Raw genomic sequence first — 23928 nt, 5'->3', positions numbered from 1 at the left:
GACTAGCGGCTAAACGCCCACCAAATCAGCAGCATCGTCACGAAGAACCCTGTGACGAAATTGAGGGCGAGGAAGTTCTTCCACCCCTTGTTTGCTGACTCGGCTGTGGCATCCGTGATGTTCCAGAATGGCGCACACATTGCCGCATAGGGCAGCACGAGAATAGCGGCGAGCGGGCCAGGGAAGGCCGAGAAGAGCAACAGGATGCCGCCCGCAAGGTAGGCGACGACCGCAAAGCGCGTGGTGGCTCGCGCCCCAATCACCGTTGCGATCGACGAAATATCGGCAGCTCGGTCGGCGACCACATCTTGCACAGCCCCGAAGGCGTGCGAGGCAATCCCCCACAGGAAGAATGCACCCAACACTGCCCACAGTTGCGGCGTGAAGACGGCCCCCGCGAGCACGAGCGCGTAGATGGCTGGCGAGACGAAGTGGGTGCTCGACGTCAACGAGTCGAGGAACGGACGCTCCTTGAACCTCAACCCCTTCGCCGAATAGGCAACAACGGCAAACATGCTGATAAGCAGCACGAGCCACGAAAGAGGGTTGCCGACGATGACGAGATAGACGAGGAACGGGATCGTTGTGACGGCGGCGGCGATGAGCGTTGGCCGGTGCATCCGCGGGTCAAGAAGCGCGCCCTCAACTCCGCCCTTGCGCGGGTTGCGCAAGTCAGATTCGTAGTCGAAGACGTCATTGATGCCGTACATCGCCAAGTTGTAAGGCACCAAGAAGAAGACCGTGCCGAGCACAAAGGTGAGGTCGATCACGCCGGCGGTCAGATAGTACGCCGCCGCAAAAGGAAAGGCAGTGTTAACCCAGCTCAAAGGGCGCGAGGAAAGAAACAGGTCCTTAAGCATGGCGATCCTCCGAGGCAGCCCGGATGCTCGAGCCAGGGTCAGTGCTCGCGTTCGGGCCAGCCGCACGCGCGGGGGTTCGCGGCCCGAGCAGCGCCCACAGGCACGGCAGGGCAACGACGGCCGCGACGGCATACGCGAAGTCTTCGAGCGGAGCGACACCGATGAAAGCACCGCTGATGGCATCCGCGCTGTACCCCACGAGGCCGACCGAGATCATGACGTTGTCGAAGACAGCAGTCATCACCAACAGAATGCCCATCGTGATCGCAATGGCGCGCCACTGCGGCGAGCGCCGACGCACAACGACGACAATCGCGAGCACCGCCACGAGCGCCAAGAAGACGGCGTTGAGAAGCCAATAGGTCATGCCGTGCTCCTCTCAGAGTCGCTGCGGGGCTCCCGAGTGAGCGCGCCGTAGACGTTCATGGTGAGGTAGCAGAGCAGCGTGAGGAAGAAGACTTCTTCGAGCGGAACCTCGGGAGCCACGAGCAGCCCTGTCATGAACTCGGTCTCTCCTCGAAAGAAGATGCCGAGCCCGACACCGAACAGATCCCACACGAGAAAGAACAGCACCCCGACGGGAAGCACGATGCGCGCGCGCCGAGCATCCCTCCAGAAGAAGAGACCAAACCGACGATCGAGCACCACCATGCCGGTGAGAGAAACCAGCAGCGCGAGCAGGTAGAGAACGATCACGGCCACGGCTTCGGTTGGGGCGCGGCGACGGGAGTAAGCGGCTCCGCGAGCGGGCCAGCGGAAGTATCGCCGCGCAGCCGCTTGACGAGCACTTCGGCACTGATCAGACACATCGGCAAACCAATGCCCGGGATGGTTGACCCGCCCACGTAGTAGAGCCCCTTCACCTTCTTGCTCACATTGCCTGCGCGGAAGAATGCACTCTGCTTAAGAGTGTGGGCTGGGCCTAGCGCCGTGCCACGCCACGCGTTGAGTTCGTCAGCAAAGTTGCCAGGGCCGACAGTGCGACGCACAGTCACGCGTTCGGCGAGATCAGGGATGCCCGTCCAGTCGCTGATCTGAGCGATCACCTTGTCAGCGAGCCGTTCAATGCGTGGATCGCCGTCGCCGTCAATCTCCCCGCTGCCGATCGAGGGGTCTGCCGGGATGGGCACGAGCACGAACACGTTTTCGTAACCCTCGGGAGCTACGTTCGGGTCAACGCCACTCGGCTTGCAAATGTAGAGCGATGCTGGTTCCGGCACGGTCGGCTCGTGGCCAAAGATGGCCTCGAAGCCCTCTTGCCAGTCCTTCATGAAAAGCAACGTGTGGTGCTCAAGCTCCGGCAGTTCACCCTTGACGCCCAAGTACAAGAGGAGCGCACTCGGGCCAGGGATCTTCTTCTGCCAGTACTCGGCAGGGTAGGTCTGCTCGCTGGGCTCGAGCATCGTCGTTTCGGTGTGGTGAAGATCGGCGGCCGAGACGACAGTGTCGGCGGTCAGCGTGTGCGACGTGCCCGCGGCATCCGTGTATTCGACTCCGGTCGCGACACCATCAACCGTCACGATGCGTGTCACCTTCGAATCGGTGCGGATGTCGACACCAGCCGTGCGCGCGATGTCGGCAATGCTTTCGATCACCCGGGTGAAACCGCCCATCGGATAGAGCACTCCATCCGACAGATCGAGGTGGCTCATGAGGTGGTACATGCTCGGGGTGAGATACGGCGAGGAGCCCAAGAACACGGCGGGGTAGCCGAGCACTTTGCGCAATCGGTCGTCTTTGACAGTGCGAGCGACCAGCTTCGACAGGGGCTCAATGAGCAAGCGGATGAAGCGCGCGGCCTTCGCGAGCACCTCTTTTGTCGCGCTCGTGCGCAGGTCAGCAAAGCTCGTATACAGAAAGTACTTCTTGGCGAGCTCATAAGTGTCTTCGGCCGAGGCCAAGTACTTGCGCATGCGGGCGCCAGAACCTGGCTCAATGCTCTCGAACAGCGCAAGGTTTTCTTCGAGGTCGGTAGAAATATCGAGGGTTTCTTTCTCGCCCTCAAAGTAGACGCGGTAACCAGGATCGAGAGTTACCAGAGAGAGCTGTTCAGCGGCGCTCGTGCCCATGAGCTTGTAGAAGTGATCAAACACCTCCGGCATCAAATACCACGACGGCCCCGTGTCGAAACGAAAACCGTCATGTTCCCACGAACCAGCGCGACCGCCCACCTCGGGCCGCCCCTCCAGAAGCGTGACAGAGTGACCCTCCTTCGCGAGCAAAGCCGCACTCGCAAGCCCGGCAATACCGCCACCAATTACAACAACGTCACTCATGGTCGAGGGGTCACTCCCATCGCAGCAGCCGCAGCCAACCGCAGTTTTACAGCATCTGGAACCCGCACCCGAGTCTTCACCAATTCGCTTACCGGAGTTGCCCGGATGCGCTTGGAGAGTTGGGCAAAGAGAGAGTGCGCGAGCGCAACAGCTTTCTTGCTGCTCGCCGGCAATTCGGCGCCGATGGCGGCATCCCGCAGATCGGCATCAAGGTCGTCGAGCAGCCGGATCTTCTCGGCTTCGGTGAACGACGCGACATCGATGCCGGGGAAGTAGCTGCGCCCGAGGGTCTCGAAGTCGTCGGCAAGGTCGCGCAAGAAGTTGACCTTCTGAAAGGCGGCGCCGAGCGCTTGTGCGCCGTGCTCAAACTTGGCGCGCTGCTCGTCGCTGACATCGTGGCCATGCAAGAAGGCACACAGGCACATGAGCCCAACGACTTCGGCAGAACCATAGACGTAACGCTCAAAGCTCTCTTGATCGTGCTCTTTCTCACTGAGATCCATGCGCATTGATTCAAAAAAGGGAGCCGTGAGCTCCGCACCGAACGACACCTCTCGGGCCGTCAGCGCAAAGGCGTGCACGATGAGGTTTGAGCTAAAACCCTGCTCAATCGCGAGTTCCGTCTCGCGCTCAAGTTCGTTCAGTTGGCGAGTCGTCGCAAGCAGGTCGAGGCCGGCCTCTTCTGCACCACCGTCGACGATCTCATCAGCCACGCGGACGAGCGCGTAAATGTTCTCAACGTGCTGACGAACATCCGCACCCAGAAACCGGGATGCCGCAGAAAACGAGGTGGAATAGCTGCGGATAACAATGCTGGCCGCGTCTTCGGCGACCCGGTCATACAGCGCCAGGCGCGCACTCACGCGCGCCAGCTCCCCGCAGGCTCAGACACATTGGTTAGGCTGAGTGCGAGCCGACACATGAGGTGCGGCATTTCGTTTCGTTCCACCTAGGCAGACTATCGCGATCATGACTGAAATCCCTGAGCAGGTCGTACTTCTCTCCGATACCGGCGACCACATCGGCGTCGCCGATAAAGCCCTCGTGCACACGACAGACACCGCACTCCATCTCGCGTTCTCCTGCCATGTCTACAACGCTGCGGGAGAAGTACTTGTGACTCGTCGCGCGCTGTCGAAGCTCACGTGGCCCGGCGTCTGGACGAACTCGTTCTGCGGGCATCCGGCTCCCGGCGAAGACATGACCGACGCGATCATCCGTCGTGCCAAGCATGAGCTCGGAATCACCGTCAGTGACGTGCAACTGGTGCTGCCCGACTTCCGTTACCGCGCTGTCGATTCATCCGGAATCGTCGAGAACGAGATTTGCCCCGTGTACCGCGCCGTGACAACGGATGCCGCAGCCCCCAACCCTGACGAAGTCGACGAGTTCGACTGGGTTGACCCCCGATCGCTGCACACCGCCGTGGCCGCAACCCCGTTCGCGTTTAGTCCGTGGCTCGGCTGGCAGTTGGAGCAACTAGACGCTCAGCGCTAGGCGGCAAGCGCAAGAAGCTAGAGCTCGCGCTTCGAAGCAGCTCTCTTTCTGGCTCGCTACGCCGCAGCGAACTAACCCCCGAGAGAACCCGCATCGTTCGACCGCACATCGGTGCGGTGGAAGTTCTGGAAGCTGCGACTGGCGGTCGGCCCACGCTGGCCTTGGTAGCGCGAGCCGTATTGGCCCGAGCCGTAGGGCGATTCCACGGGTGAGCTGGTCTTGATGAAGCAGAGTTGGCCAATCTTCATCCCCGGCCACAGCTTGATGGGAAGCGTCGCGACGTTGCTGAGTTCCAGAGTGACGTGTCCCGAGAAGCCAGGGTCAACGAAACCGGCAGTTGAGTGGGTGAGAAGGCCGAGGCGTCCGAGCGAACTTTTGCCTTCAAGGCGAGCCGCGACATCGTCGGGCAGCGTCACGAGCTCGAACGTGGAACCGAGCACGAATTCACCGGGGTGGAGGATGAACGGCTGGTCGGCATCCACCTCAAGAAGATGAGTGAGGTCTGGCTGGTCTTCTGAAGGATCAATGTACGGATACTTGTGGTTGTCGAAGAGACGGAAGAAGCGGTCGAGCCGCACGTCAACACTTGACGGCTGGACCATCTCGAGATCGAGCGGATCAAGGCCGATACGGCCAGAGTCGAGTTCGGCCCGGATGTCGCGATCACTGAGAAGCATGGCCTAAGACTAACCAAATCGCGGCCCGAAAGTGCTCAGATGAGCGAATCTGGGGAGCCGCGAATTTAGGGGCGCCGGGCAGGTTGAGCGAGGGCGATGCGCGAGGCCGCGACATCCGCCGCTGTCTTCTCAATGAGTTCGTCGAGGGACTCGCATCTGAACATGCCTCGCAGCCATGAGTGCACCGTGAACTCGACCTCGGCTCCGTAAAGGTCGCCATCGAAATCATGAACGAACGCCTCGACCCTGCGATCGGTCACGTCGTCAAATGTCGGGTTGTCTCCGATGCTGATCGTCGCGCCATGCGGCACTGTCGCCGGTGGAAAAGTAACCCAGCAGGCGTAGACGCCATCGACAGGAAGAGCACCGTGATCGATGACCGCGATGTTCGCGGTGGGGAAACCAAGCTCACGCCCGCGCTTGTCACCATGTACAACAGTGCCTCGAAAACTCAGCGTCGCGGGATGCTCCATTAGGCCAACCCTAGCGGCGAGCACAGCACTACCCGTTGCTGGAGAACGTAACGCGGGCGTGTGGCCGCCCACAACACTGAGCACGCTGCCCCGCTAGAGCCCGCGGAATTGGCTGAGGTGGAAGACAAGCGGGGTGACTTCGGGGAAGGCCTCAGAGTTGATGACCTCAAGGGTCACGATCTCGTGGTCGCCGCCATCGAAACTATTGCGGATCTCACACTCAAGCCACAGAGCGGCACCATCCATGTGAATAGCTCCCCCTTCGGTCGCACGCCACGCAATGTCGGCGAAGCGGTCGCCCGTGCGGGAGGCCAGGCTGCGTGCCGTGCTCTCTTGATCGGCACCAAGAACACTGAGGCCGATGCGGGTGGCTCGAGCGAGCACAGGCCAGGTGGCCGAGGTGCGCGCAGGGCACACCGCGACGAGCGGCGGGTCAAGGGAGACAGAGGTGAATGAGTTCACGGCGATACCGGTCGGTTCACCGTCGACGACAGCGGCGAGCGCTACCACACCGGTCGGAAAGAGCGAGAGCGCACGTCGAAGTGCGACCTGGGGGGAAATTTCTTCCGCGGTGGTCTCGAGGGACATGTGCGGACTCCTTTGCTTGAGCTGTTCAACCAGCGACTGCTAGTCAAGTTTGAACATTGGAACATATGTTAGTCATTTTTGATCATATAAACAAGCGACTTTTCCCCCAGTTCCGAGGCTGCTTGCCCTACGATTGGGGGCATGTCGACTACAACTCGCCTGGTCGTGCTCGGCGCTGTAAACCAGTTCCAGCCTGTTCATGGCTACTTTCTGCGCCGCGAACTCATGACCTGGCACATCGATGAGTGGGCCAACATCCAGCCCGGGTCTATCTACAACGCGCTGCGCTCGCTCACGAACGACGGCTACCTCGCCGAAAACGGCACCGAATCTGCTGGCAACCGCCCCGAGCGCACGACCTACCGCATCACCGACGAAGGCGAAGTGGAATTGCTTCGGATGCTTCGCGACACCCTTTGGAACGTCGAGGTCTTCGACACCAAACCCGTCATGGTGCTCACGTCGTTCATGTACGCCCTGCAGCGCGAAGAAGTGCTTGCCGGGCTCGCGCACCGCGTCACCGAAATCGACGCCAGAATTGCCAGCAACACCTACCACATTGGCGATGTCGCAACCTCGACCTCGACTCCCGCCTACGTGCGCGAGATCTTCGAACTGGCTACATCTCGATTGCGCGGTGAGCAACAGTGGGCGCGAGACGTGAGCGAGCGCATCCGTGCCGGCGACTACGTCTTTGCCGGTGAAGATGGCGCCCGCCCCGCTCGAGCCGCTACCGTCTAGTTCTACTCGGTCGCCGAGGTCGCCCGGTAAGCGGCGCCAGGGTGGTCGCTGCGCAGAATCGAGTCATCGGTGCCGAGCAGACGCTCACGCAAGGTTGGTGCGTCATAGCCTTCACCGGCAACGCCGCGCTCTCGCAGAATCGGCAACACTTGCTCAATGAAGTCGATCGTTGAGCTCGGCTGAATCATCGGCGTAAGCAAGAACCCATCAAGGTCAGCACCCTCGGCGAGAGCAATCATCTCGTCTGCGATCTGCTCTGCCGTGCCGACGAAGGGCTTGCTGCGCACGCCATTGCCATGCCACTGCTCGAGAACATCGCCGACCGTCTGGTCGCCGAAGCGTGTCACCTGAGTCTGCGAAAGCTCGGTGTGCAGTTCCTTCATCGGCGTTGCCGGGTCGAAAGATGAGAGGTCGAGACCCGTAAACCAGGCATAGGACGCGACCGCAACATCGGGACTCTCGGTGTCACGCACGGCGTCGTACTTTGCCTGAGCGTCTTCGGCAGTCTCGCCAATGACGCACGTGAATGCCGACATGATCTTGACGGAATCGGCGGCGCGGCCATTCTTCACGGCCTCCTCGCGGATCGACGCAACCTGCTCGGCAACCTTCTCCACCGAACCACCGCCGAGGAAGACTGCTTCGCCATGCTTGCCGCCGAACTCTCGACCCCGCGGGGACGTTCCCGCTTGGAAGAGCACCGGGGTGCCCTGCGGCGAGTATGAGGAGTTTCCATAACCGTGAGACTTAAAGTACGGGCCGTCGTGTTCGATGCGGTGCACCTTGGCAGGATCAGCGAAGCGACCATTCTTGTCGCGCTCGAGCGCGTCACGCTCCCACGCGCCCTCCCACAGCTTGTAAACGACTTCCATGAAATCGTCGGCCATGTCGTAGCGCTCATCGTGCGCCACCATCGGAACACCGAACGCTTGGGAGGCGGTCTCGGCGGTTCCCGTCGTGACGACGTTCCACCCGATGCGCCCACCCGAGAGGTGATCAAGGCTGGCGATGCGTCGAGCAAAAGCATAGGGCTGCTCAAGAAGAGTGGATCCCGTGAGCACGAGACCGAGATTCGTGGTCGTCGAGATCAGGGCTGCGGCCAGAATCGCGGGATCGAGTCGCGGCAAGTCGAGGCCCTCGACCGAGCAGATGTCTGGACGCTCGCCGTTGACATCAGCCCAGCCCCAGGCATCCGCCAAGAACATGAAGTCGAAGCCCGCTTCTTCGCAAATGGTGGTGATCTCGCGCCAGTAATCGAGACGGTCAAACATGTCCCGCTTGTTGTCGGGGTGACGCCACGTCGACGTTCCCGAGTCATTGGCTTGGGGATTCTCAAATAGGCCAAAGCGAAGCTTCTTCATGGTGGAACCTTTCATGGTGGTGAAAAAGTCAGATGGGGGTGAAAAAAGTCAGAGTTGTAGTGGGAAAACGTGCGTGAGGGACGAAAAACTAACGGCCGACGGCGGCTCCATCGCTCCACCACAGAACGCGCTTACGCACGAGGGCGAGGAGAGAAATCAGGATGACTCCCATGACGCAGAGCAGCGCGATGCTGGCCCACGTAACGGGCAAGTTGGCTTGCGCAGCCGCAATGGTCACGAGTGATCCGAGCCCCGCTTGCTGACCGGCGGCAACGAACTCGGCTACCGCCGCACCCACGATGGCGAGCGGCAGAGCAATCCGAAGCCCCGCAAAGACGTAGGGCATTGATCCGGTGAAACGCAGATCGCGGAAGATCTCCCAGCGGCTGGCATGCAGCGTCTTCATCACGTCGAGAGCACGGTCATCCACATCTCGGAGCCCGGCAAGCGAGTTGACGAGCATCGGGAAGAACACGACAAGTGCGGTCACGATGAACTTCGGCGTCATCCCGAAGCCGAACGCGACCACAAGGGCGGGAGCAATTGCGACGATCGGGGTGACCATAACAACGACCACGAGGGGCATGATGGCGCGTTCCATGATCTGAAACTCGGCCATCACGATCGCCAGAATGAAGCCGGCGAGGATGCCCGAGCTCGCGCCAACCACAACCTCAAGACCCGTCACAAGCATGTTTGCCCAGTACGTGTCCGCGTCGTTGATGAGACTCAACCAGACTTGATCGATGGTCGGAATCACATAGGGATTCGCGATCGCGGTGATCTGCCAGAGCGCTGCCGCGAGCACGAAAGTGATGACGGCGGGAGCCCAATTGGCCCAACGGAGGTTGTGCTTGAACTTGGCGGAGGCCAACGGCGAAAAGCGGCGGCCGGTTGCACTCGTTGCCGCCTGAACGGCGAGAGCAGAGGTTTCGGTTGTTGACATGGTGTCCTCGTTCTTGCGGCGCTTAGGCACTCTTTTGTCCCATCACTTGGCGCAGTGTCTCGCGCACGTGACCTTCAAGATCACGGAATTCGTCGGTGGCGTACACGTCGACGGTGCGCGGTCGCGGCAGCGGTACATCGATAATTTCGGCGATATGACCCGGGTGGGCACCCATCACGACGATACGGTCAGAGAGCATGATCGCCTCGGGCACCGAGTGAGTGACGAACATGACCGCTTTGCGGTTCGACTGCCAAAAATCGAGCAAGCCGAGCCGCTGAGCATCACGGTTCATTTCGTCAAGTGCCGAAAATGGCTCGTCCATGAGCAGAACACTCGGGTCGAACACGAAAGCGCGGGCAATAGCTACTCGCTGCTGCATTCCTCCGGAGAGCTGACCTGGGTACTTGTCGAGCGCGGCTCCCAAACCAAAGGATTCCAGAATCTCTCGAGGGTCGCGCAAATTGCGATTCGCATTCGCCTTGGGGTTCACGGTCATAGGCAAACGCACATTGTCGAGCACGGTGCGCCAGGGCAGCAGCGCTGGCGACTGGGGAACGAGACCAATCATCTTGTTCTTGGTCGCGGCTTTCACCGTCATCCCGTCGACCTTCACGGTGCCACTGTCTGCCTCAATGAGGCCAGCAACCGTCTTGAGAAGCGTCGACTTTCCGCAACCACTCGGGCCAATAACGGAGACAAACTCGCCCATCTTGATGGACAGGCTCACGTGGTTGAGCACCAACGTGCGTGCCCCCTCGGGGCCGAAACTCTTGGAGACGTTCTCAATATGAACGCCGGCGTGCGGCTGTGCGGTATCCATAATTTCTACCTGTGTCGTGTTACCGGATGCCGCACCAGGGGTGGAATGGTGCGGCATCCGAGTTGGGTGGTTGGCTAATTTCCCGGCCAGATCAGTTCACCGTCTGCATAGAGATCTGCGACGAGTGTTTGGTCCATCATGTCGGTGATGGGAGGCAGGCTGTCGACGTTGCCGAACTTCTTGACGAGCTCGTACTCGGCTTCCCAGTCAGCGGCAGTCTGGGCTCCGGGGAGACCACTGTTGCTGTCGCGCACCCACTGAGATTCGACGTTCCAGGTACGTTCAAGCTGTTCACGGGGGAATGCTGAACCCTGCCCGTTGTCTTCGGCGAGCTGAGCGATCATGTCGAGGCATTCATCGCTGCTGTCGAGGCAGAACTGCAGTGCGTGCAGCGATGCACGCATGAAGTCAGCCGCAACTTCGCGGTTGGCTGCCAAGAACTCGGAGTTGACCTCCATGACGTTATACGTGCCCTCAACACCAACGTCAGAGGGGAAGAACTCACTGAACGGTAGGCCCTGCGCACGAAGGTTCTCGGGCTGGTTAGAGGCGTACCCCACAATGGCGTCGACCTGGCCGCGAGTTACCACGGTCGGGTCGTAGTTGGTCATCTTGATCAGTTCGACCTTGCTGACATCGACGTCAGCGGCATCCAACATTGCGGATGCGATCGGAGTGAGGTTGATGAAGTAACCGAGCGAACCGCCCTCAAGATCCTTGAGGCTCTTGATCTTCTCGTTCGCAAAGATCGAGAAGGGTGGAGTGTTGCCGTAGGTGGCAACCGCGGTCAGGTTCTTGCTGTTTGCTGCGGCAAGCATCACATCGGATGCCGAACCGAGTGCTGTGAACTCGGCTTGGCCAGAGGAGACGAGCTGTTGCCCGTTTGCTCCCGATGCGTTGATCTCTACGTCGAGGCACAGGGCATCGAAGTAGCCGAGTTCGTCGGCGAGGAATACGTCGAGCTGGCCAGCGCTGGCCGAGTATCCGTATCCAGAGATGTAGGTGATGGTTCCTGCGGCCTTGTTGCGATCACACGCTTCCTGAGAGATCAGGATGTCGGAGTCATCGGGTGTGGATTCTTCTGCTGGGGCTGTGCAGGCGGTCAATGTGAGTGCTGCGACCAAGAGGCCTGCGACGCCGAAGCCCCGCAGTTTCTTGGAATCAAGAGGTGTAGTCACTTGGATCCAGGTTCCTTCCTAGGCCTTATCCGTCATTGGATGGCTAGACAAAACGTACATGATCAAGATTGACTGTGCAAACTTGATTTTCGATCAGTGTGGCCGCCCTAGACGCACCGCGGGCCCAGAGCCTCATCTGCGCCCAGGGTAGACAGATCGTGCGCACAATCGCACACAAACGGTTGCTAACGACGTTAGCGGAGCGCAGGTGTGCGCGGGGGCCGACTAATAGGTGCGAGTGGGGTTAGCTGCGCGCACCGCATCGAGAGCTCGATCCGCAACATCAACGGCAAGATCGGCGCTTGTCGCGTTGACGTAGATCCACAGATCAGCGACAAAGTAGTGCAGGTCGCTGGCGGTGCCCACCATGTTCTCTGAGGTCAGCTCGAGCTCTGTGATCTCGTTGACGGTTTCTCCCATGAAGCCAGCCGCCACAAGCGCTGTCGTGAGGCTCTCCGCATCGGCCTCAGAAATGTCCGTCACCGCGAGAGTGAAGCCACCATCAGATCTCGGTAAACCCCAGATGCAATTCTTCGCAATTGTTGCGTTCGAGGCTGCAACATCAAACTCTGGCGGGTCACCCCGAGGAGGAACCGTGTCCTCCGTAGCCAGAACTTCAGTGTTGGGCGAAAACAAGTCGCGCGCGTCAGTGAGCGGAAGAAGGGTGTCGCAGCCAGGGATGACGAGAGGATCCGGAGTCGGCATCGGTGTCGAGCTCGACGAAGGCGAGGAACTGGGCGGACTAGAGCTCGCTGTCCCCGAAGAGCCAGAGTCGCTCGGCACGCACCCGGCGAGCGCCACAGCCAGCAGAAGCGCGGATGCCGCAGCCCCCGAAGCGCGCCGGTTGATGCCCCCGGCAATCACGGAGTCACGATAGCGCCCACTGTCCATGACAGAAGAGTAGCCCCGCAGGCCACCTGACGGAAGTGAGTAGTTTTTACTGACAAGCCGACCCCGCCCTGCGATCGAGAACACACAAGAGTCGCAGAACAGGGCCGGACACGGGCGGGCACCCTCGGCGGAGATCGACTCTCGGGCGGCCCTGCCCCGATGCTACGAACGGGTGCTCCGTGTTGACTGTGATCGAGCAGGGGGTTCGCTGGATGCGACGGCTCGAGTCATCCCGTGCACCCGGCGCCACTCGACAGCAGCAAACTCCCATGGCGCTCACCTAAAGTGGGCAAATGAGGTATCGCAACGAACCCATCTACACGGCGGCGATCGGTGCTGGACGCGCCATGTTCGGCGCTCTCCGCGTTCGACGCACGGTTATCGGAGCACAGCACTTGCCCGACTCGGGCGGTGCCGTGATTGCGATGACTCATTTCGGCTATCTCGAGTTTGCACTCGTGGAGTGGGCGACATGGCTACACAATCGTCGCCGCATCCGGTTCATGGCGAAAAAGAGCGTGTTCGACAAGCGCATCGTCGGTTCGTTCATGCGGAATATGAAGCACATCCCAGTCGACATGAAGGCTGGTGCCAGTGCTTACGCCGCGGCCGTGAAAGCGCTCAAGTCAGGCGAACTGATCGGCGTCTTCCCTGAAGCTGGAGTGAGCGCATCGTTCACGATTCGCGATTTCAAGACTGGCGCGGCCCGACTTGCTGCAGAAGCCGGCGTTCCTCTCATTCCTCTGGCTCTCTGGGGCGGGCAACGCCTCATGACCAAGAATCGCAAGATTTCCCTGCGCGAACGCAGCAACGTTCCCATCGTGATGGTCGTGGGTGAACCCATCACCGTTACGGCAACGGATGACGCGCTCGAGGCAACCGCACAGCTGAAAAATGCCATGGAAGGTCTGCTCGAAACCGCGCAAAAGTCATACCCCGTAGAGGGCTCCGGCCAGTGGTGGCATCCGCGCCACCTTGGCGGAACCGCTCCCACTCCAGAAGAGGCAGCGGCGGCGGATGCTGCGCGTGACGCACGACGCGCAGAAGCGGCACGCAAGAACGCGTAGGGCTTCCCCAGCGCGTTCTGCAATCAGGTATCCAGCAAGTCATGGCAGCATAAGTCCATGGTTTATGTCGCTGATGATGCCCGTTACGAACCGATGCCCTACCGCCGTGTCGGTCGAAGTGGCCTGAAACTGCCTGCAGTGTCACTGGGCCTCTGGCAGAACTTCGGCAACGACAAGCCCTTGACCAACCAGCGTGCAATTCTGCGTCGCGCTTTCGATCTTGGGGTCACGCACTTCGATCTCGCTAACAACTACGGCCCGCCCGCCGGTTCTGCCGAATCGAATTTCGGTCAGATTCTGCGGGAAGACTTCACGCCCTACCGCGACGAAATGATCATCTCCAGCAAGGCAGGCTACGACATGTGGCCAGGACCCTACGGGGTGATGGGGTCACGCAAGTACTTGCTCGCGAGCCTCGACCAGTCACTGAATCGTCTGGGCCTTGACTACGTCGACATCTTCTACTCCCACCGCGCCGACCCCGACACTCCTCTCGAAGAAACGATGGGGGCGCTGCACACGGCAGTCACGTCGGGGCGTGCACTCTACGCCGGCATCTCAAGCTACTCGCCGGAGCGCACTCGCGAAGCCGTGCGAATCATGCGCGAGCTCGGAACACCACTGCTCATTCACCAGCCTTCCTATTCGATGTTCAACCGGTGGATCGAAGACGGGCTGCTCGACACCGTCGACGAACTTGGCTTGGGCGTGATCGCGTTCTCGCCACTCGCGCAGGGCCTGCTCACTGACCGCTATCTCGGGGAGATTCCCGCAGATTCACGTGCGGCCAAGGGTGGCTCCTTGAAGTCGGGAATGATCAACGACACGACCCTCGGTCATGTCAAGGCGCTCAACGACATCGCCTCCGGCCGCGGACAGTCACTCGCCCAACTTGCGATCTCGTGGGCGCTTCGCGACAACCGAGTCACCTCTGCCCTCATCGGCGCATCAAGCGTGGAGCAACTGGAGCAGAACCTTGCTGCAGTACAGAATCTCGAATTCGAACCTGCAGAGTTGGCGGCGATCGACGAGCATGCCCAGGATGCCGGCATCAACCTCTGGGCTCCATCGAGTGCGGTTTCCTAAACAGCCGCAACACGGCTCAGACCGCGCCGAGCTCCGCTGAAATCTCGCGTGCGACACCGCGCAGCAGAGCAAGGTGCGCCTTGAGCGCATTGAGGTCGGCTACCATCCGAATTGCGGTGATCGAGAGCGCGCCAACGACACCGGCCGGCCCGCGGATGGGCACGGCGATGCAGTTCACGAAGTCTTCGAACTCGCCATCGTCAACCGCCCAGCCGCGCGCAGCGACCGCGGAGAGTTCGGTATCGAGTGCCGCGCGCGAGGTCAACGTTTTTTCGGTGAACTTCTCCCACACCACATCGGCGAGCACGGCATCCCGATCAGCGGACCCCAGCTCGGCCAGGATCACTTTGCCCACACCGCTGCAGTAGGGGCGAACCGGGCTGCCGATGCGCGAATACATGCGCACTCCGCTGGTGTCTTCAATCTTGTCGGCGTACACAATGTTGTGGTCGACGACGGCAGCAAGGTGGATGGTGTTGCCGACGGTGCGGTGCAGTTTCACGAGTCGCTCGTGCGCAATTTCGGCCAGGTCGAAGCTCTCGGATGCTTGGTGAGCGAGAGAAATAAGGTGCAGACCGAGCACATACTCACCACTCGGTCGCTTGCGCACGTAGCCGACCTCTTCGAGGGACTGCAGTTCGCGGAACATCGTGGAGCGGTGCACGCCGAACTCATCCGCAAGCTCGCTCACGCCGGCCGGGTGGCGGGCAATCGAATCGATGATGCGTGCTGCTCGACGAACGCTCTGCGACATCCGGACTCCCTCTAACTACTGCGCGGCTCGATCAGCGGGTCGACGACGCCTGTTGCACTATATGCGACAGTGTTGCACAGAATGCGCAAATGGTCGATAGTGGAGTCGTGCAGACTCCACCGCAACCCGAGATCATCACCATCGGTGAGACGATGGTGCTCATCACGCCCACTGTCGCTGAGTCCCTCGAGACGGCCGAATTGTTCCGGCTCGAAACGGGCGGCGCTGAATCGAACGTTGCCGTTCACCTCAGTGCGCTCGGACACCATGCCGCCTGGGCAGGCCACCTCGGCTCGGACTCTTTTGGGCGACGCGTGGAACGTCAACTTCGCGAGCGCGGTGTCGACACGAGTCTCGCGAAATTCAACTCGGATGCCCCGACCGGTTTTTATTTCAAAGATCCCGGCAACGGAGTGATCTACCATCGCGCAGGGTCTGCCGCATCGGCGATGACACCGGATGATCTCGCCGCTGTGCCCTTCGAGCACGCTGCGATCACACACATTTCGGGCATCACCCCGTCGCTCTCGGCGAGCTGTGCGGCGCTGATCGATTCCGTGCTCGTCCGCGCGAAGAACAGCACTACCGTCGTGAGCTTCGACGTCAACTACCGCGCCGCCCTGTGGCCCGTCGACGTCGCAGGGCCCACCCTGCTCGCTCTCGCTCGTCGCGCCGACATCGTGCTCGTTGGCCGTGATGAAGCTGAAGTGCTGTGGGGCACGAGTACTCCCGAGTCGGTGCGAGAACTGCTGGGCGAGCCCGACATTCTCGTGATCAAAGATGGCGACGTGGGCGCTACCGAATTCGGAAGCGCTGGCCACGTTTTTGTGCCAGCCCACACAGTGAAGGTCGTCGAAGCTGTCGGCGCCGGTGATGCTTTTGCTGCCGGCTACCTCAGCGGCTACCTCACTGGGCTCGGCCCCGAACAGCGCCTGAGCCTCGGTCACGATCGCGCTGCTCTCGTCTTGCAGTCCACGACCGACCTCCCCACTCTCTAACTCGTCCGCATTTGCACTCTTCTGAAAGGCGCACTCCCCATGGCTCAGATCTCTAACGAATCTCTCAACCAGCTCTTCGACGGCCAACCGCTCATGGCGATCCTGCGTGGCTTCGGGGTCGAGCGCAGCGTTTCGCTTGCACGCACTGCGTGGGAGCTCGGCATCGATTCCGTTGAGGTGCCGATCCAGAGCGATGAAGACGTTGAAGCACTGCGCGCTGTTGTTGCGGCCGGCAAGGAGCTGGGCAAATCTGTTGGTGCCGGAACCGTCGTCACCCTCGAACACGTGCGCCAAGCCGCGGATGCCGGAGCCGCCTTCACCGTCAGCCCCGGCTTCGACCTCGACGTTGTTTGCGCCTCCTTCGAAGCGGGCATGCCGCCACTTCCGGGTGTCGCCACCGCGACCGAAGTTCAGACAGCGCAGCGGGCTGGGCTCACGTGGGTGAAGGCCTTCCCGGCATCCATTCTGGGCACGAGCTGGTTCGGAGCAATGCGCGGTTCGTTCCCGAGCATGCGTTTTGTCGCGACCGGAGGAATGGATGCGTCGAACGCTGACGAGTACCTCACAGCTGGCGCCAAAGTGGTCGCGGTCGGGTCGGCGCTCGTCGACGAAACCCAGCTACCTCGGCTCGCCGAGCTGCTGGCGGCGCACCGCTAGCAGCTCACACCATGCGGCTGACTGCCCGGCCATGTTGCGTTAGCGCCCGGGTATCTCCACAGGCTGCAGAGTCGCGCTCTTCGGCTCCCGGTTGTCGCCCGAGGAACGCCCCGTGAGTCGGCGGCCGATCCAGGGGAGCACGTATTCACGCCAGTAGGCCGCAGTGTGGGGGCGAGCGTCATCCGCTGGCCCCTCGTCGGCAGCAAAGTCGGGAACCGGAATCTCTAGTGCCGACAGCACATTGCTCGCAACACGGGCGTGCCCGCGGGCATTGAGGTGCAGCTTGTCGACCGACCAGTAACTCAACTTCGCGAGTTCTTCGTCAGCCCAATTGTTGACAAACGTGACGTTGTCTTTCGACACCCGCTCCATCACCTGCTTCGCCAAACGATCGCCCCGCGTCGACATGAGCGAACCCAAGGGCAAGTGCTTGCTCGGGTTTCCGCCACTGAGCATCAGAACATGGATGCCGTTCGCCGTCGCCGTATCGACGGCGGCGATCAGTTGGTCGGTGATCGAATCCAGCGACACTTTGGGACGCAGAATGTCGTTTCCGCCACCATTGAGGCTCATCAGCTGAGGCCGGAGGGCAACCGCCGCCGCCAACTGCTCTCCCGCGATGGGCGCGAGAAGGCGCCCCCGAATGGCGAGATTCGCATAGGTCACGGGCTCGGGCGAGGCCAGCGCGAGCCCCAACGCGACTTGATCTGCCCAGCCGCGCACCCGACCATCCGGCAGTTCGTCTCCCACGCCTTCGGTAAAACTGTCGCCGATGGCGACATAGCTGGAGAACTGATGGGTCATGCGGTGTCTACCTTCCGAATGGGGAATCAGGGCGCGCCGAGACTACGATCAGTGCGGTTGAGAAAATTAGCCACCAGCCGCAGCTATCATGAATAACTGTCGGTTATATCATTCCACCAGCCTAGCCCTACGATCCTGCAGGCGCTACGACGCGACAGACGCAGCCGCACCCACCCAGTAGCTGCCGCCGGGGAACGAGAACTCGGCGAGCGATGACTCGTGCATTTGGGCCGAGTAACCAGGAGCCATCGGCACCCGATAGGCGCCCTTTTCGACGATGCAGGGGTCAACGAAGTGCTCGTGGAGGTGGTCAACGAACTCGGTAACTCGGTTCTCGAGAGTGCCTGACACCGCAACGTAGTCGAAGATCGACAAGTGCTGCACGAGTTCGCAGAGCCCAACGCCACCGGCGTGGGGGCACACCGGAACACCGAACTTTTTGGCCATCAAGTACACGGCGATGATCTCGTTCGGCCCCGCAAGGCGTGCCGAATCGAGCTGGCAGAAGTCGATCGCTTCGGCCTGGAACATCTGCTTGAAGAGCACCCGGTTCATGCCGTGCTCACCCGTCGCAACGCCAATGGGGGCAACCGCCTTGCGGATAGCAGCGTGACCGAGCACGTCATCCGGGCTTGTCGGTTCTTCAATCCACAGCGGATCAAACTGAGCGAGCGCTTTCACCCAGTCAATGGCCTCGTCGACGTCCCAAACCTGGTTGGCGTCGATCATGAGCTTCGCGTCGGCACCGATCACTTCGCGGGCAATACCGCAGCGACGGATGTCCTCCTCGAGATTCGCACCGACCTTCAGTTTGATGTGGCGGTAGCCGGCATCCACGGCCTCTTGGCAGAGTCGGCGAAGCTTCTCATCGGAGTAGCCCAGCCAGCCAGCACTGGTCGTGTAGCAGGGGTAACCCGACTCGGTGAGTTCGGCGATGCGCTGCTCCTTGGTAGGGGCAAGTTCGCTCAGCATCGCGATGGCGTCTTCTTTGGTGAGCGCGTCAGTGAGGTACTGAAAGTCTGCGGTGTCGACGAGCTGCTCGGGGGTCATGTCCGCGAGCAGACGCCAGAGTGGCTTGTTAGCGCGGCGAGCAGCAAGGTCCCAGACGGCGTTCATCACGGCGGCCATCGCCAAGTGTTCGACACCCTTTTCTGGTCCGAGCCAGCGCAATTGCGAGTCAGACTTCAGCTCGCGGTAAATGCCACCGAGGTTGCCGACAATCTCATCAATATCCCGGCCGACAAGGGGCACTGCGCGCTGTTGAGCTGCGAGAACACAGATGTCATTACCGCGGCCAATCGTGAAAGTGAAGCCGTAGCCCGCGACGCCCTCTTCGTCAGTGCGGAGTACGACATAGGCCGCCGAGTAGTCGCCATCTTTGTTCATTGCATCTGAGCCGTCGGCGGTGAGCGATGTCGGAAAACGAACGTCGTAGACGTCAACGCTGGTGATGGTAGTCATGCTGAAGAGTTCTCCTTGCTCAGAACAGATAAGGGGTGTTGACGCGAGAGTGCGTCAAGATGCGCTGCGGTGCGCTGATTGGCGGTGCAGCTAGTTAGTCACTGTGAAATACCTCGGGAAGCTCTTTCCACCACTCGCCCTCCGCACGATCATCCAGCGGCCGTTGCAGCGGCTCTTGGAGCGCCCACCAGCGTTGCGTTTCGGGGTCGGCTGCGATGGCGGCCTGGTCTGCTTCGTAGTCATCGCCGGTGTACTCGAAGTACGAGAACAGCAGGTCGCCGTGGCGATAGATCGAATAGTTGTGGATGTTGCTGGCCGCGAGCCGTTCGAGGATCGTTGGCCAGACGGCGGCGTGGTACCGCTCGTACTCTTCACGGTTCTCGGGTGGCAGGCCGATTACCTGGGCGACTCGTTTCATTGCTATCCCTTCACCGCACCAACGGTTTGTCCACGAATCAGGAAGCGTTGCGCCGTGAGGAACACGATGAGCAGCGGGATCATCGACAGGAACGTCGCAAGCGCGAGCTGCGGCATGTACAGCTTCACGTCGAGGCCAGCCGCCACTGTCGCGTTGAACAGCGGGCTGGCACCGATGAGTTCTTGGATGCCGATCGAGATAGTTTTGTTTTCCTGGTTAGAGGTCAGCAGCGCCAAGGGCAAGAAGAAGTTGGTCCAGTTGGCCACGAAGGAGAAGAACGCAACAAGCGCGATGACTTGCTTCGAGATCGGAAGTGCCACATAGAAGAATGTGGAGATCTCGCTCAGACCATCGATGCGGGCAGCCTCAACGAGTTCTTGCGGCATGGTCGTCATGAAGTGGATGTAGACGAGGTAGGTGCCGAAGGGGAAGAAGCCCATAATCAGGGCGACCGGCCATAGCTGACCGACGGCACCGATCGCGTTCACTTCGAGGAACAGGGGGATGACGAGAACAGTGTTGGGCATCACCATCGCGAGCAGCGTGGCGAAGAGCATCACCTTACGACCGCGGAATCGCAGTCGCGCGAGTGCGTAGCCTGCAGGGAGCGCGGCGACCAGAGCGAGCACACCACCCACGACGGCAATGACGAGGGAGTTACCGACCCACCGAGTGAAGAGTCCGCCGGCGCCGGGACCAAAGCCATTGATCTGGCTCCAGCTGTAGACAGCGTTTTCCCACGAAACTCCGCCAAGGCCGAGGAATCCGTCGGTGCCTGCGAGCACACCTTCTTGACTTCGGAAGGCCATCGCAATGAACCCGATGATGGGCAAGATAAACGCGGCCGCGATGACCACCATCACGGTGATGCGGGCGATTCGACCGACAGTCCAGTGTTTTGCGCCGACGACGCCGGGAGCGCTGTTGCTCATCGCTTCTCCTCCTTCTCGTCGCCGAAGAGTCCGCTCTTCATCACGATGACAACTCCGATGCTGAGGGTGATCACCAGCAGAATGATGGACAGTGCTGCCGCCGCCGGAAAGTTGCGGTTAGTGAATGCGAAGGCGTACCCCAATTGGGTTGGCGCCCACTCGCCGGCGATCGCGCCCGAGGAGATTTGTCGCAGCAAGTACGGCTCCAAGAAGAGTTGAAAGCCGTAGGCCAAGTTCATGAGGGCGGCGTAGCCAATCCAGGGGCGGATGAGCGGGAGCTTGATTCGCCAGGCCAGATCCCACGCGTTTGCTCCGTCGATCTTGGCGGCTTCGAAGATTTCGTCGGGAATACCGTTGAGCCCGCCGTTGACGACGATGATCCACGTTCCGACGCCCTGGAAGAACAGCATTCCAGTGAGGATCATGGGCATATTGCCGTCGGTGACTATCTCTTTCAGAGACCCAAAACCCACCTCTTGCCAGAGTGGCGCGAGGGGTGACTGAGTGGGGTGGAGGAGGTAAACCCAGAGCACGAAGTTGGCGATACCGCTCAACGCTCCGGGAATGAAGTAGAAGAAGCGCATCGTAGAGCCGAAGCGGCCGGGGCTGGCGTGAACCAGCAGTGCCAAGCCGACGATGCCCACCATCATGAGTGGCAACCACACGATCATGACGGAGAAGATGTTGATGAACGTTCCGGAGAACCGATAGTCGGTAATTACCGTGATGAACGAGTCAAGACCGCCGAACCCGCTGGCGGGGTTGACGAGGGTTGGCGCTTTTTGCAGGGCAATCCAGAAGGCGTAGCCGATAGGAATCGCGGCGGCGATGAGAAACAGCGCAAGGTAAGGAGCGAGCAAGATCCAGGCGCCGCGTGACTCTGCGTGGCGGGTGCGGTGACGCCGCGGGGTCGTGGATGCCCGGGGCCCAGTAGCCGGAGGCTCCGTGCCCTTCGTGGCTAGCGTTGTGCTGCTCATGTATTCCTCGCCTATACGTTCGGGAGTGGAACAGAGTGTGGGGGCCTCATGGATCTGAAACCCCCACACATGCTGTGCCTAGCTGATTACTTCTATTCGGCGGTGACCGTGTAACCGACCGAGGTGGCGCGGTTCACAAGTTCTTCTCCGAAGGTACTGAGGGCATCGCTCATTGAACCGTTGGCGATCAGCGTGGGGCTGACGGTCTCGGTCCAGGCTGCGCCCGTGTCGTAAAGCATGTACGAGTACGGTGCTACTGCGCCAGCGGCATCCTTGAATGCCTGCTGCACTGCTGCAACGTCAGCGAAGTAGCCATCAGCTTCGAGCTTGGCGAGCCACGCATCCTGAATCGGACCGTAGCCGGGGAGACCGGTTGAGAGCTCAACCTGCCAAGCCGGGTCGGTGGCGACGAAGGTAGCGAAGGTCAGCGTGTTCTCGAGCTGCTTTCCGGTGATGTGTGAAGAAACGCCCCAGAGGCCGCCACCTTCGTTACCCGCGGTCGGGCTTGATTCGCCTTCCCAGGTCAGCGGTGCGCTTGCACTCATCTGGCCGGCAGGGATCTTCCAGGTGTCGCGGAAGAGGTAGTTTCCCCACCAGACAGCGCCGGGGCTCATGACGAGGTTTACACCGGCTGCTGCCGCGTCACCGTCAAAGATTCCCTGAGTGGTGAGTGCTCCACCGTCGTACATCTGCGAGAGCAATTCGTTGGCGCGAACACAGTTTGGGTCGTCGAGGTTGATGTGAACTTCCGACTCTGAGAGGCGGTCGTTGGTGGGGCAGTCGGCGGCCTGAAGGTAGCGGTTGACGGCGTAAGCGTCTCCCAAGAATCCGCTGATCTTGTCGGGGTGAGCTGCGGCAATCTCGACAGCAAGGTCGCCATATTCTTCCCACGTGGTCGGCAGTGTGTAGCCGTTTTCGTCGAAGAAGGCCTTGTTGTACCAGAAGACGTCAGGCGCAGCGTCGTTGCGGAGGCAGCGAATCTGACCATCGATGTCGCAGAAGGAGAGCACTGCGGGGTCGTAACCATCGATGACATCGGGAAGCAGATCGGTCAGGTCGGCAGCGTAGTTGCTGGCTGCGCCGGTTGCCCAGGCAATGTCGTCGTTGGAGGGGAAGAAGATGGCGTCGGGCCATCCTGATCCAGCGGAGTCAAAGTTGGCGAAAGCCTGCTTCACGGTCTGCCCGCCCACGGTGCCGTCGATCTGAACAACGTCGATCTCGATTTCGGGGTGCGCTTCTTGGAAGGCTTCTGCTGCGGGAACGCGGGGTGGGTCAACCCACACCGTGATTTTTCCACCCGAGTCAGTTTGCTCGGGGGCGGTTGCGCCTCCGTCAGCTGAACAGCCGGATAGAACGAGTGCAGCGGCGGAAATAATGGCCACTCCTGCACTGGCGGAAAGGAACCTCTTCGTCTTCATTGACACTCCTTGGTGGGGGTTACTACTGCTTCGTAGTGGAGAGATGCAAGACGCTGGAACGACTCAATTTCTCCGGTGCTCAAACGTTATACCAAGCGCGAAGGTTGTGCAAACGTTTGACCAAAGGTTTTTCAACCGTTATCTCGCAGTTTGCACGCACTGCCCTAGTAGCCGATGCGGGCGGGATCGATGCCGTAGAACTCCGCAGCAGTGCGGCCAAGCAGCTTCTCGCTGTCGGCGGCATCCACACTGTCGAAGAGCGGCTGGAGCCCTTGCCACACTCGCGTGTATCCGCCAGCGAGCACCGAAATGGGCCAGTCACCGCCATACATCAAACGCGCAGGGCCAAACACGTCGAGCGCACGCTCAAAGAAGGGGCGCACAAACTCGGTAGTCCACTGCTGCGGAGCACCCGCCGCCGAGTAGAGCCCGCTCACCTTGGCATAAACGTTCGGGTTCTCCGCCGCCGTTGCAATCGCCGACCACCACGGCTCGCGCTCCTCAAGGCCGATCGGCGGCTTCGCCAAGTGGTCGATAACCATGCGGAGCTGCGGATGCCGCCGCGACAATTCAGGAATCAGCGCGAGATGCTCGGGCAACACAGCGACCACGTCGAAGGTGAGCCCAGCGCGCTCCAGCACCGTCAGCCCTTCCGCAACGTTGGGGCGCAACAACCACTCCGGATCTTCCTGATTATGAATAAGCGTGCGCACTCCAACCACGCGGGTATCTCCCTGCCACGACTCAATTGTGCGCGCCGCCTGCTCTGGGCGGTCGATGGGCGCATAGCCCACGATTGCCGCAACTTGCTCATTGGCCGCCGCCGATTCCACCATGAGGCGAGTGTCATCGAAGTTATCTGCTGACTGCACTTGCACTGTGTAGTCGACTCCGGCATCCCGCAGTTCCGGAATGAGCTGCTCGAGCGTCATCACTTGATTGATAGGTGCTAGTGATTCGTCGAGCCAGTCATAGTGAGCTCGGTGGGGGTTCCAGATGTGTTGGTGGGCATCAATTATTGGAAAAACCACGGTGTTGTCCCTTC

General features: G+C 60.7%; 28 protein-coding genes. 7 read left to right on the top strand and 21 right to left on the bottom strand.

The features are described from left to right. Positions 1–2: 2 nt before the first annotated feature. Genes AACZ26_RS01840 through AACZ26_RS01820 form a run of 5 tightly spaced genes read right to left on the bottom strand, consistent with a single transcriptional unit; the run spans position 3 to position 3999 of the window. Positions 3–860, bottom strand: coding sequence for a prenyltransferase (locus AACZ26_RS01840; RefSeq protein ID WP_339618657.1), 858 nt, complete (start codon positions 858–860; stop codon positions 3–5). Continuing rightward, positions 853–1227 carry a lycopene cyclase domain-containing protein gene (locus AACZ26_RS01835; protein ID WP_339618656.1) on the bottom strand — a complete coding sequence of 125 codons (375 nt, stop codon included), beginning with the start codon at positions 1225–1227 and terminating at the stop codon, positions 853–855. The genes AACZ26_RS01840 and AACZ26_RS01835 overlap by 8 nt, the downstream gene beginning before the upstream one ends. Then, positions 1224–1556: a lycopene cyclase domain-containing protein gene (locus AACZ26_RS01830; protein ID WP_339620614.1), complete on the bottom strand. Its 333-nt coding sequence runs from the start codon at positions 1554–1556 to the stop codon at positions 1224–1226. The genes AACZ26_RS01835 and AACZ26_RS01830 overlap by 4 nt, the downstream gene beginning before the upstream one ends. Beyond that, positions 1553–3136 carry a phytoene desaturase family protein gene (gene crtI, locus AACZ26_RS01825; RefSeq protein ID WP_339618655.1) on the bottom strand — a complete coding sequence of 528 codons (1584 nt, stop codon included), beginning with the start codon at positions 3134–3136 and terminating at the stop codon, positions 1553–1555. The genes AACZ26_RS01830 and crtI overlap by 4 nt, the downstream gene beginning before the upstream one ends. Beyond that, entirely contained in the window at positions 3133–3999 is an 867-nt protein-coding gene (locus AACZ26_RS01820) for a squalene/phytoene synthase family protein (RefSeq protein WP_339618653.1), read from the bottom strand. Before AACZ26_RS01820 ends, crtI begins: the two co-directional genes overlap by 4 nt. Positions 4000–4105: 106 nt before the next feature. On the opposite strand from AACZ26_RS01820, the gene idi reads away from it, so the two are divergent. Further along, positions 4106–4633, top strand: coding sequence for an isopentenyl-diphosphate Delta-isomerase (gene idi / locus AACZ26_RS01815; protein ID WP_339618652.1), 528 nt, complete (start codon positions 4106–4108; stop codon positions 4631–4633). Between the two features lie 71 nt (positions 4634–4704). Here idi and dcd read toward each other — a convergent pair whose 3' ends face one another. From dcd to AACZ26_RS01800, 3 genes are all read right to left on the bottom strand, one after another. Beyond that, on the bottom strand, positions 4705–5310 hold the full coding sequence (gene dcd, locus AACZ26_RS01810) for a dCTP deaminase (RefSeq protein WP_339618651.1): 606 nt from the start codon (positions 5308–5310) through the stop codon (positions 4705–4707). 65 nt (positions 5311–5375) lie between these two features. Continuing rightward, positions 5376–5783, bottom strand: a complete 408-nt coding sequence (locus AACZ26_RS01805; RefSeq protein WP_339618650.1) for a riboflavin kinase — start codon at positions 5781–5783, stop codon at positions 5376–5378. A gap of 93 nt (positions 5784–5876) precedes the next feature. Further along, on the bottom strand, positions 5877–6371 hold the full coding sequence (locus tag AACZ26_RS01800) for a flavin reductase family protein (RefSeq protein WP_339618648.1): 495 nt from the start codon (positions 6369–6371) through the stop codon (positions 5877–5879). 141 nt (positions 6372–6512) lie between these two features. Between AACZ26_RS01800 and AACZ26_RS01795 the strand changes: the two genes are divergently transcribed. Further along, complete coding sequence (locus tag AACZ26_RS01795; RefSeq protein WP_339618647.1) at positions 6513–7112, top strand: PadR family transcriptional regulator; 600 nt, start codon at positions 6513–6515, stop codon at positions 7110–7112. Between the two features lie 2 nt (positions 7113–7114). On the opposite strand, the gene AACZ26_RS01790 is transcribed toward AACZ26_RS01795, so the two are convergent. The 5 genes from AACZ26_RS01790 to AACZ26_RS01770 all read right to left on the bottom strand — a co-directional run bounded on the left by AACZ26_RS01790 (position 7115) and on the right by AACZ26_RS01770 (position 11903). Beyond that, positions 7115–8473 (bottom strand): NtaA/DmoA family FMN-dependent monooxygenase, encoded by a 1359-nt coding sequence (locus AACZ26_RS01790; protein WP_339618646.1) that lies wholly within the window; start codon positions 8471–8473, stop codon positions 7115–7117. A gap of 88 nt (positions 8474–8561) precedes the next feature. Then, the gene (locus tag AACZ26_RS01785; protein WP_339618644.1) at positions 8562–9419 is read right to left on the bottom strand and encodes an ABC transporter permease; all 858 of its coding nucleotides are present in this window, start codon (positions 9417–9419) and stop codon (positions 8562–8564) included. Positions 9420–9441: 22 nt separating this feature from the next. Then, positions 9442–10299, bottom strand: coding sequence for an ABC transporter ATP-binding protein (locus tag AACZ26_RS01780; RefSeq protein ID WP_339618642.1), 858 nt, complete (start codon positions 10297–10299; stop codon positions 9442–9444). Positions 10300–10316: 17 nt separating this feature from the next. Continuing rightward, the gene (locus AACZ26_RS01775) at positions 10317–11420 is read right to left on the bottom strand and encodes an ABC transporter substrate-binding protein (RefSeq protein ID WP_339618641.1); all 1104 of its coding nucleotides are present in this window, start codon (positions 11418–11420) and stop codon (positions 10317–10319) included. A 225-nt stretch (positions 11421–11645) separates the two neighbouring features. Beyond that, positions 11646–11903, bottom strand: a complete 258-nt coding sequence (locus AACZ26_RS01770; RefSeq protein ID WP_339618640.1) for a hypothetical protein — start codon at positions 11901–11903, stop codon at positions 11646–11648. Between the two features lie 196 nt (positions 11904–12099). On the opposite strand from AACZ26_RS01770, the gene AACZ26_RS01765 reads away from it, so the two are divergent. From AACZ26_RS01765 to mgrA, 3 genes are all read left to right on the top strand, one after another. Beyond that, positions 12100–12297: a hypothetical protein gene (locus AACZ26_RS01765; RefSeq protein WP_339618639.1), complete on the top strand. Its 198-nt coding sequence runs from the start codon at positions 12100–12102 to the stop codon at positions 12295–12297. A 307-nt stretch (positions 12298–12604) separates the two neighbouring features. Then, positions 12605–13378, top strand: coding sequence for a lysophospholipid acyltransferase family protein (locus tag AACZ26_RS01760; protein WP_339618638.1), 774 nt, complete (start codon positions 12605–12607; stop codon positions 13376–13378). A gap of 57 nt (positions 13379–13435) precedes the next feature. After that, entirely contained in the window at positions 13436–14464 is a 1029-nt protein-coding gene (mgrA, locus tag AACZ26_RS01755) for an L-glyceraldehyde 3-phosphate reductase (RefSeq protein WP_339618637.1), read from the top strand. 16 nt (positions 14465–14480) lie between these two features. Here mgrA and AACZ26_RS01750 read toward each other — a convergent pair whose 3' ends face one another. Continuing rightward, on the bottom strand, positions 14481–15218 hold the full coding sequence (locus AACZ26_RS01750; protein WP_339618636.1) for an IclR family transcriptional regulator: 738 nt from the start codon (positions 15216–15218) through the stop codon (positions 14481–14483). Positions 15219–15307: 89 nt separating this feature from the next. On the opposite strand from AACZ26_RS01750, the gene AACZ26_RS01745 reads away from it, so the two are divergent. Together AACZ26_RS01745 and AACZ26_RS01740 are read left to right on the top strand one after the other, a co-directional pair. After that, a complete protein-coding gene (locus AACZ26_RS01745; protein WP_339618634.1) occupies positions 15308–16216 on the top strand; it encodes a sugar kinase in 909 nt (302 codons plus the stop codon). Positions 16217–16255: 39 nt separating this feature from the next. Continuing rightward, positions 16256–16873 (top strand): bifunctional 4-hydroxy-2-oxoglutarate aldolase/2-dehydro-3-deoxy-phosphogluconate aldolase, encoded by a 618-nt coding sequence (locus AACZ26_RS01740; RefSeq protein WP_339618633.1) that lies wholly within the window; start codon positions 16256–16258, stop codon positions 16871–16873. A gap of 39 nt (positions 16874–16912) precedes the next feature. On the opposite strand, the gene AACZ26_RS01735 is transcribed toward AACZ26_RS01740, so the two are convergent. The 7 genes from AACZ26_RS01735 to AACZ26_RS01705 all read right to left on the bottom strand — a co-directional run bounded on the left by AACZ26_RS01735 (position 16913) and on the right by AACZ26_RS01705 (position 23914). Then, entirely contained in the window at positions 16913–17677 is a 765-nt protein-coding gene (locus tag AACZ26_RS01735; RefSeq protein WP_339618630.1) for an SGNH/GDSL hydrolase family protein, read from the bottom strand. A 144-nt stretch (positions 17678–17821) separates the two neighbouring features. Next, positions 17822–19138 carry an L-fuconate dehydratase gene (locus tag AACZ26_RS01730; protein WP_339618628.1) on the bottom strand — a complete coding sequence of 439 codons (1317 nt, stop codon included), beginning with the start codon at positions 19136–19138 and terminating at the stop codon, positions 17822–17824. 94 nt (positions 19139–19232) lie between these two features. Continuing rightward, a complete protein-coding gene (locus AACZ26_RS01725; protein ID WP_339618627.1) occupies positions 19233–19556 on the bottom strand; it encodes an L-rhamnose mutarotase in 324 nt (107 codons plus the stop codon). Positions 19557–19558: 2 nt separating this feature from the next. Continuing rightward, a complete protein-coding gene (locus AACZ26_RS01720; RefSeq protein ID WP_339618624.1) occupies positions 19559–20488 on the bottom strand; it encodes a carbohydrate ABC transporter permease in 930 nt (309 codons plus the stop codon). Beyond that, positions 20485–21465 carry a sugar ABC transporter permease gene (locus AACZ26_RS01715; protein WP_339618622.1) on the bottom strand — a complete coding sequence of 327 codons (981 nt, stop codon included), beginning with the start codon at positions 21463–21465 and terminating at the stop codon, positions 20485–20487. Before AACZ26_RS01715 ends, AACZ26_RS01720 begins: the two co-directional genes overlap by 4 nt. Positions 21466–21557: 92 nt before the next feature. Continuing rightward, positions 21558–22883, bottom strand: a complete 1326-nt coding sequence (locus AACZ26_RS01710) for an ABC transporter substrate-binding protein (protein ID WP_339618621.1) — start codon at positions 22881–22883, stop codon at positions 21558–21560. Positions 22884–23047: 164 nt separating this feature from the next. Continuing rightward, positions 23048–23914, bottom strand: coding sequence for an amidohydrolase family protein (locus AACZ26_RS01705; protein ID WP_339618620.1), 867 nt, complete (start codon positions 23912–23914; stop codon positions 23048–23050). Positions 23915–23928: the final 14 nt, after the last annotated feature.

The organism is uncultured Salinibacterium sp., from assembly GCF_963974405.1.
Classification (GTDB): domain Bacteria; phylum Actinomycetota; class Actinomycetes; order Actinomycetales; family Microbacteriaceae; genus Rhodoglobus.
This window is presented reverse-complemented; position numbering and strand designations above follow the sequence as displayed.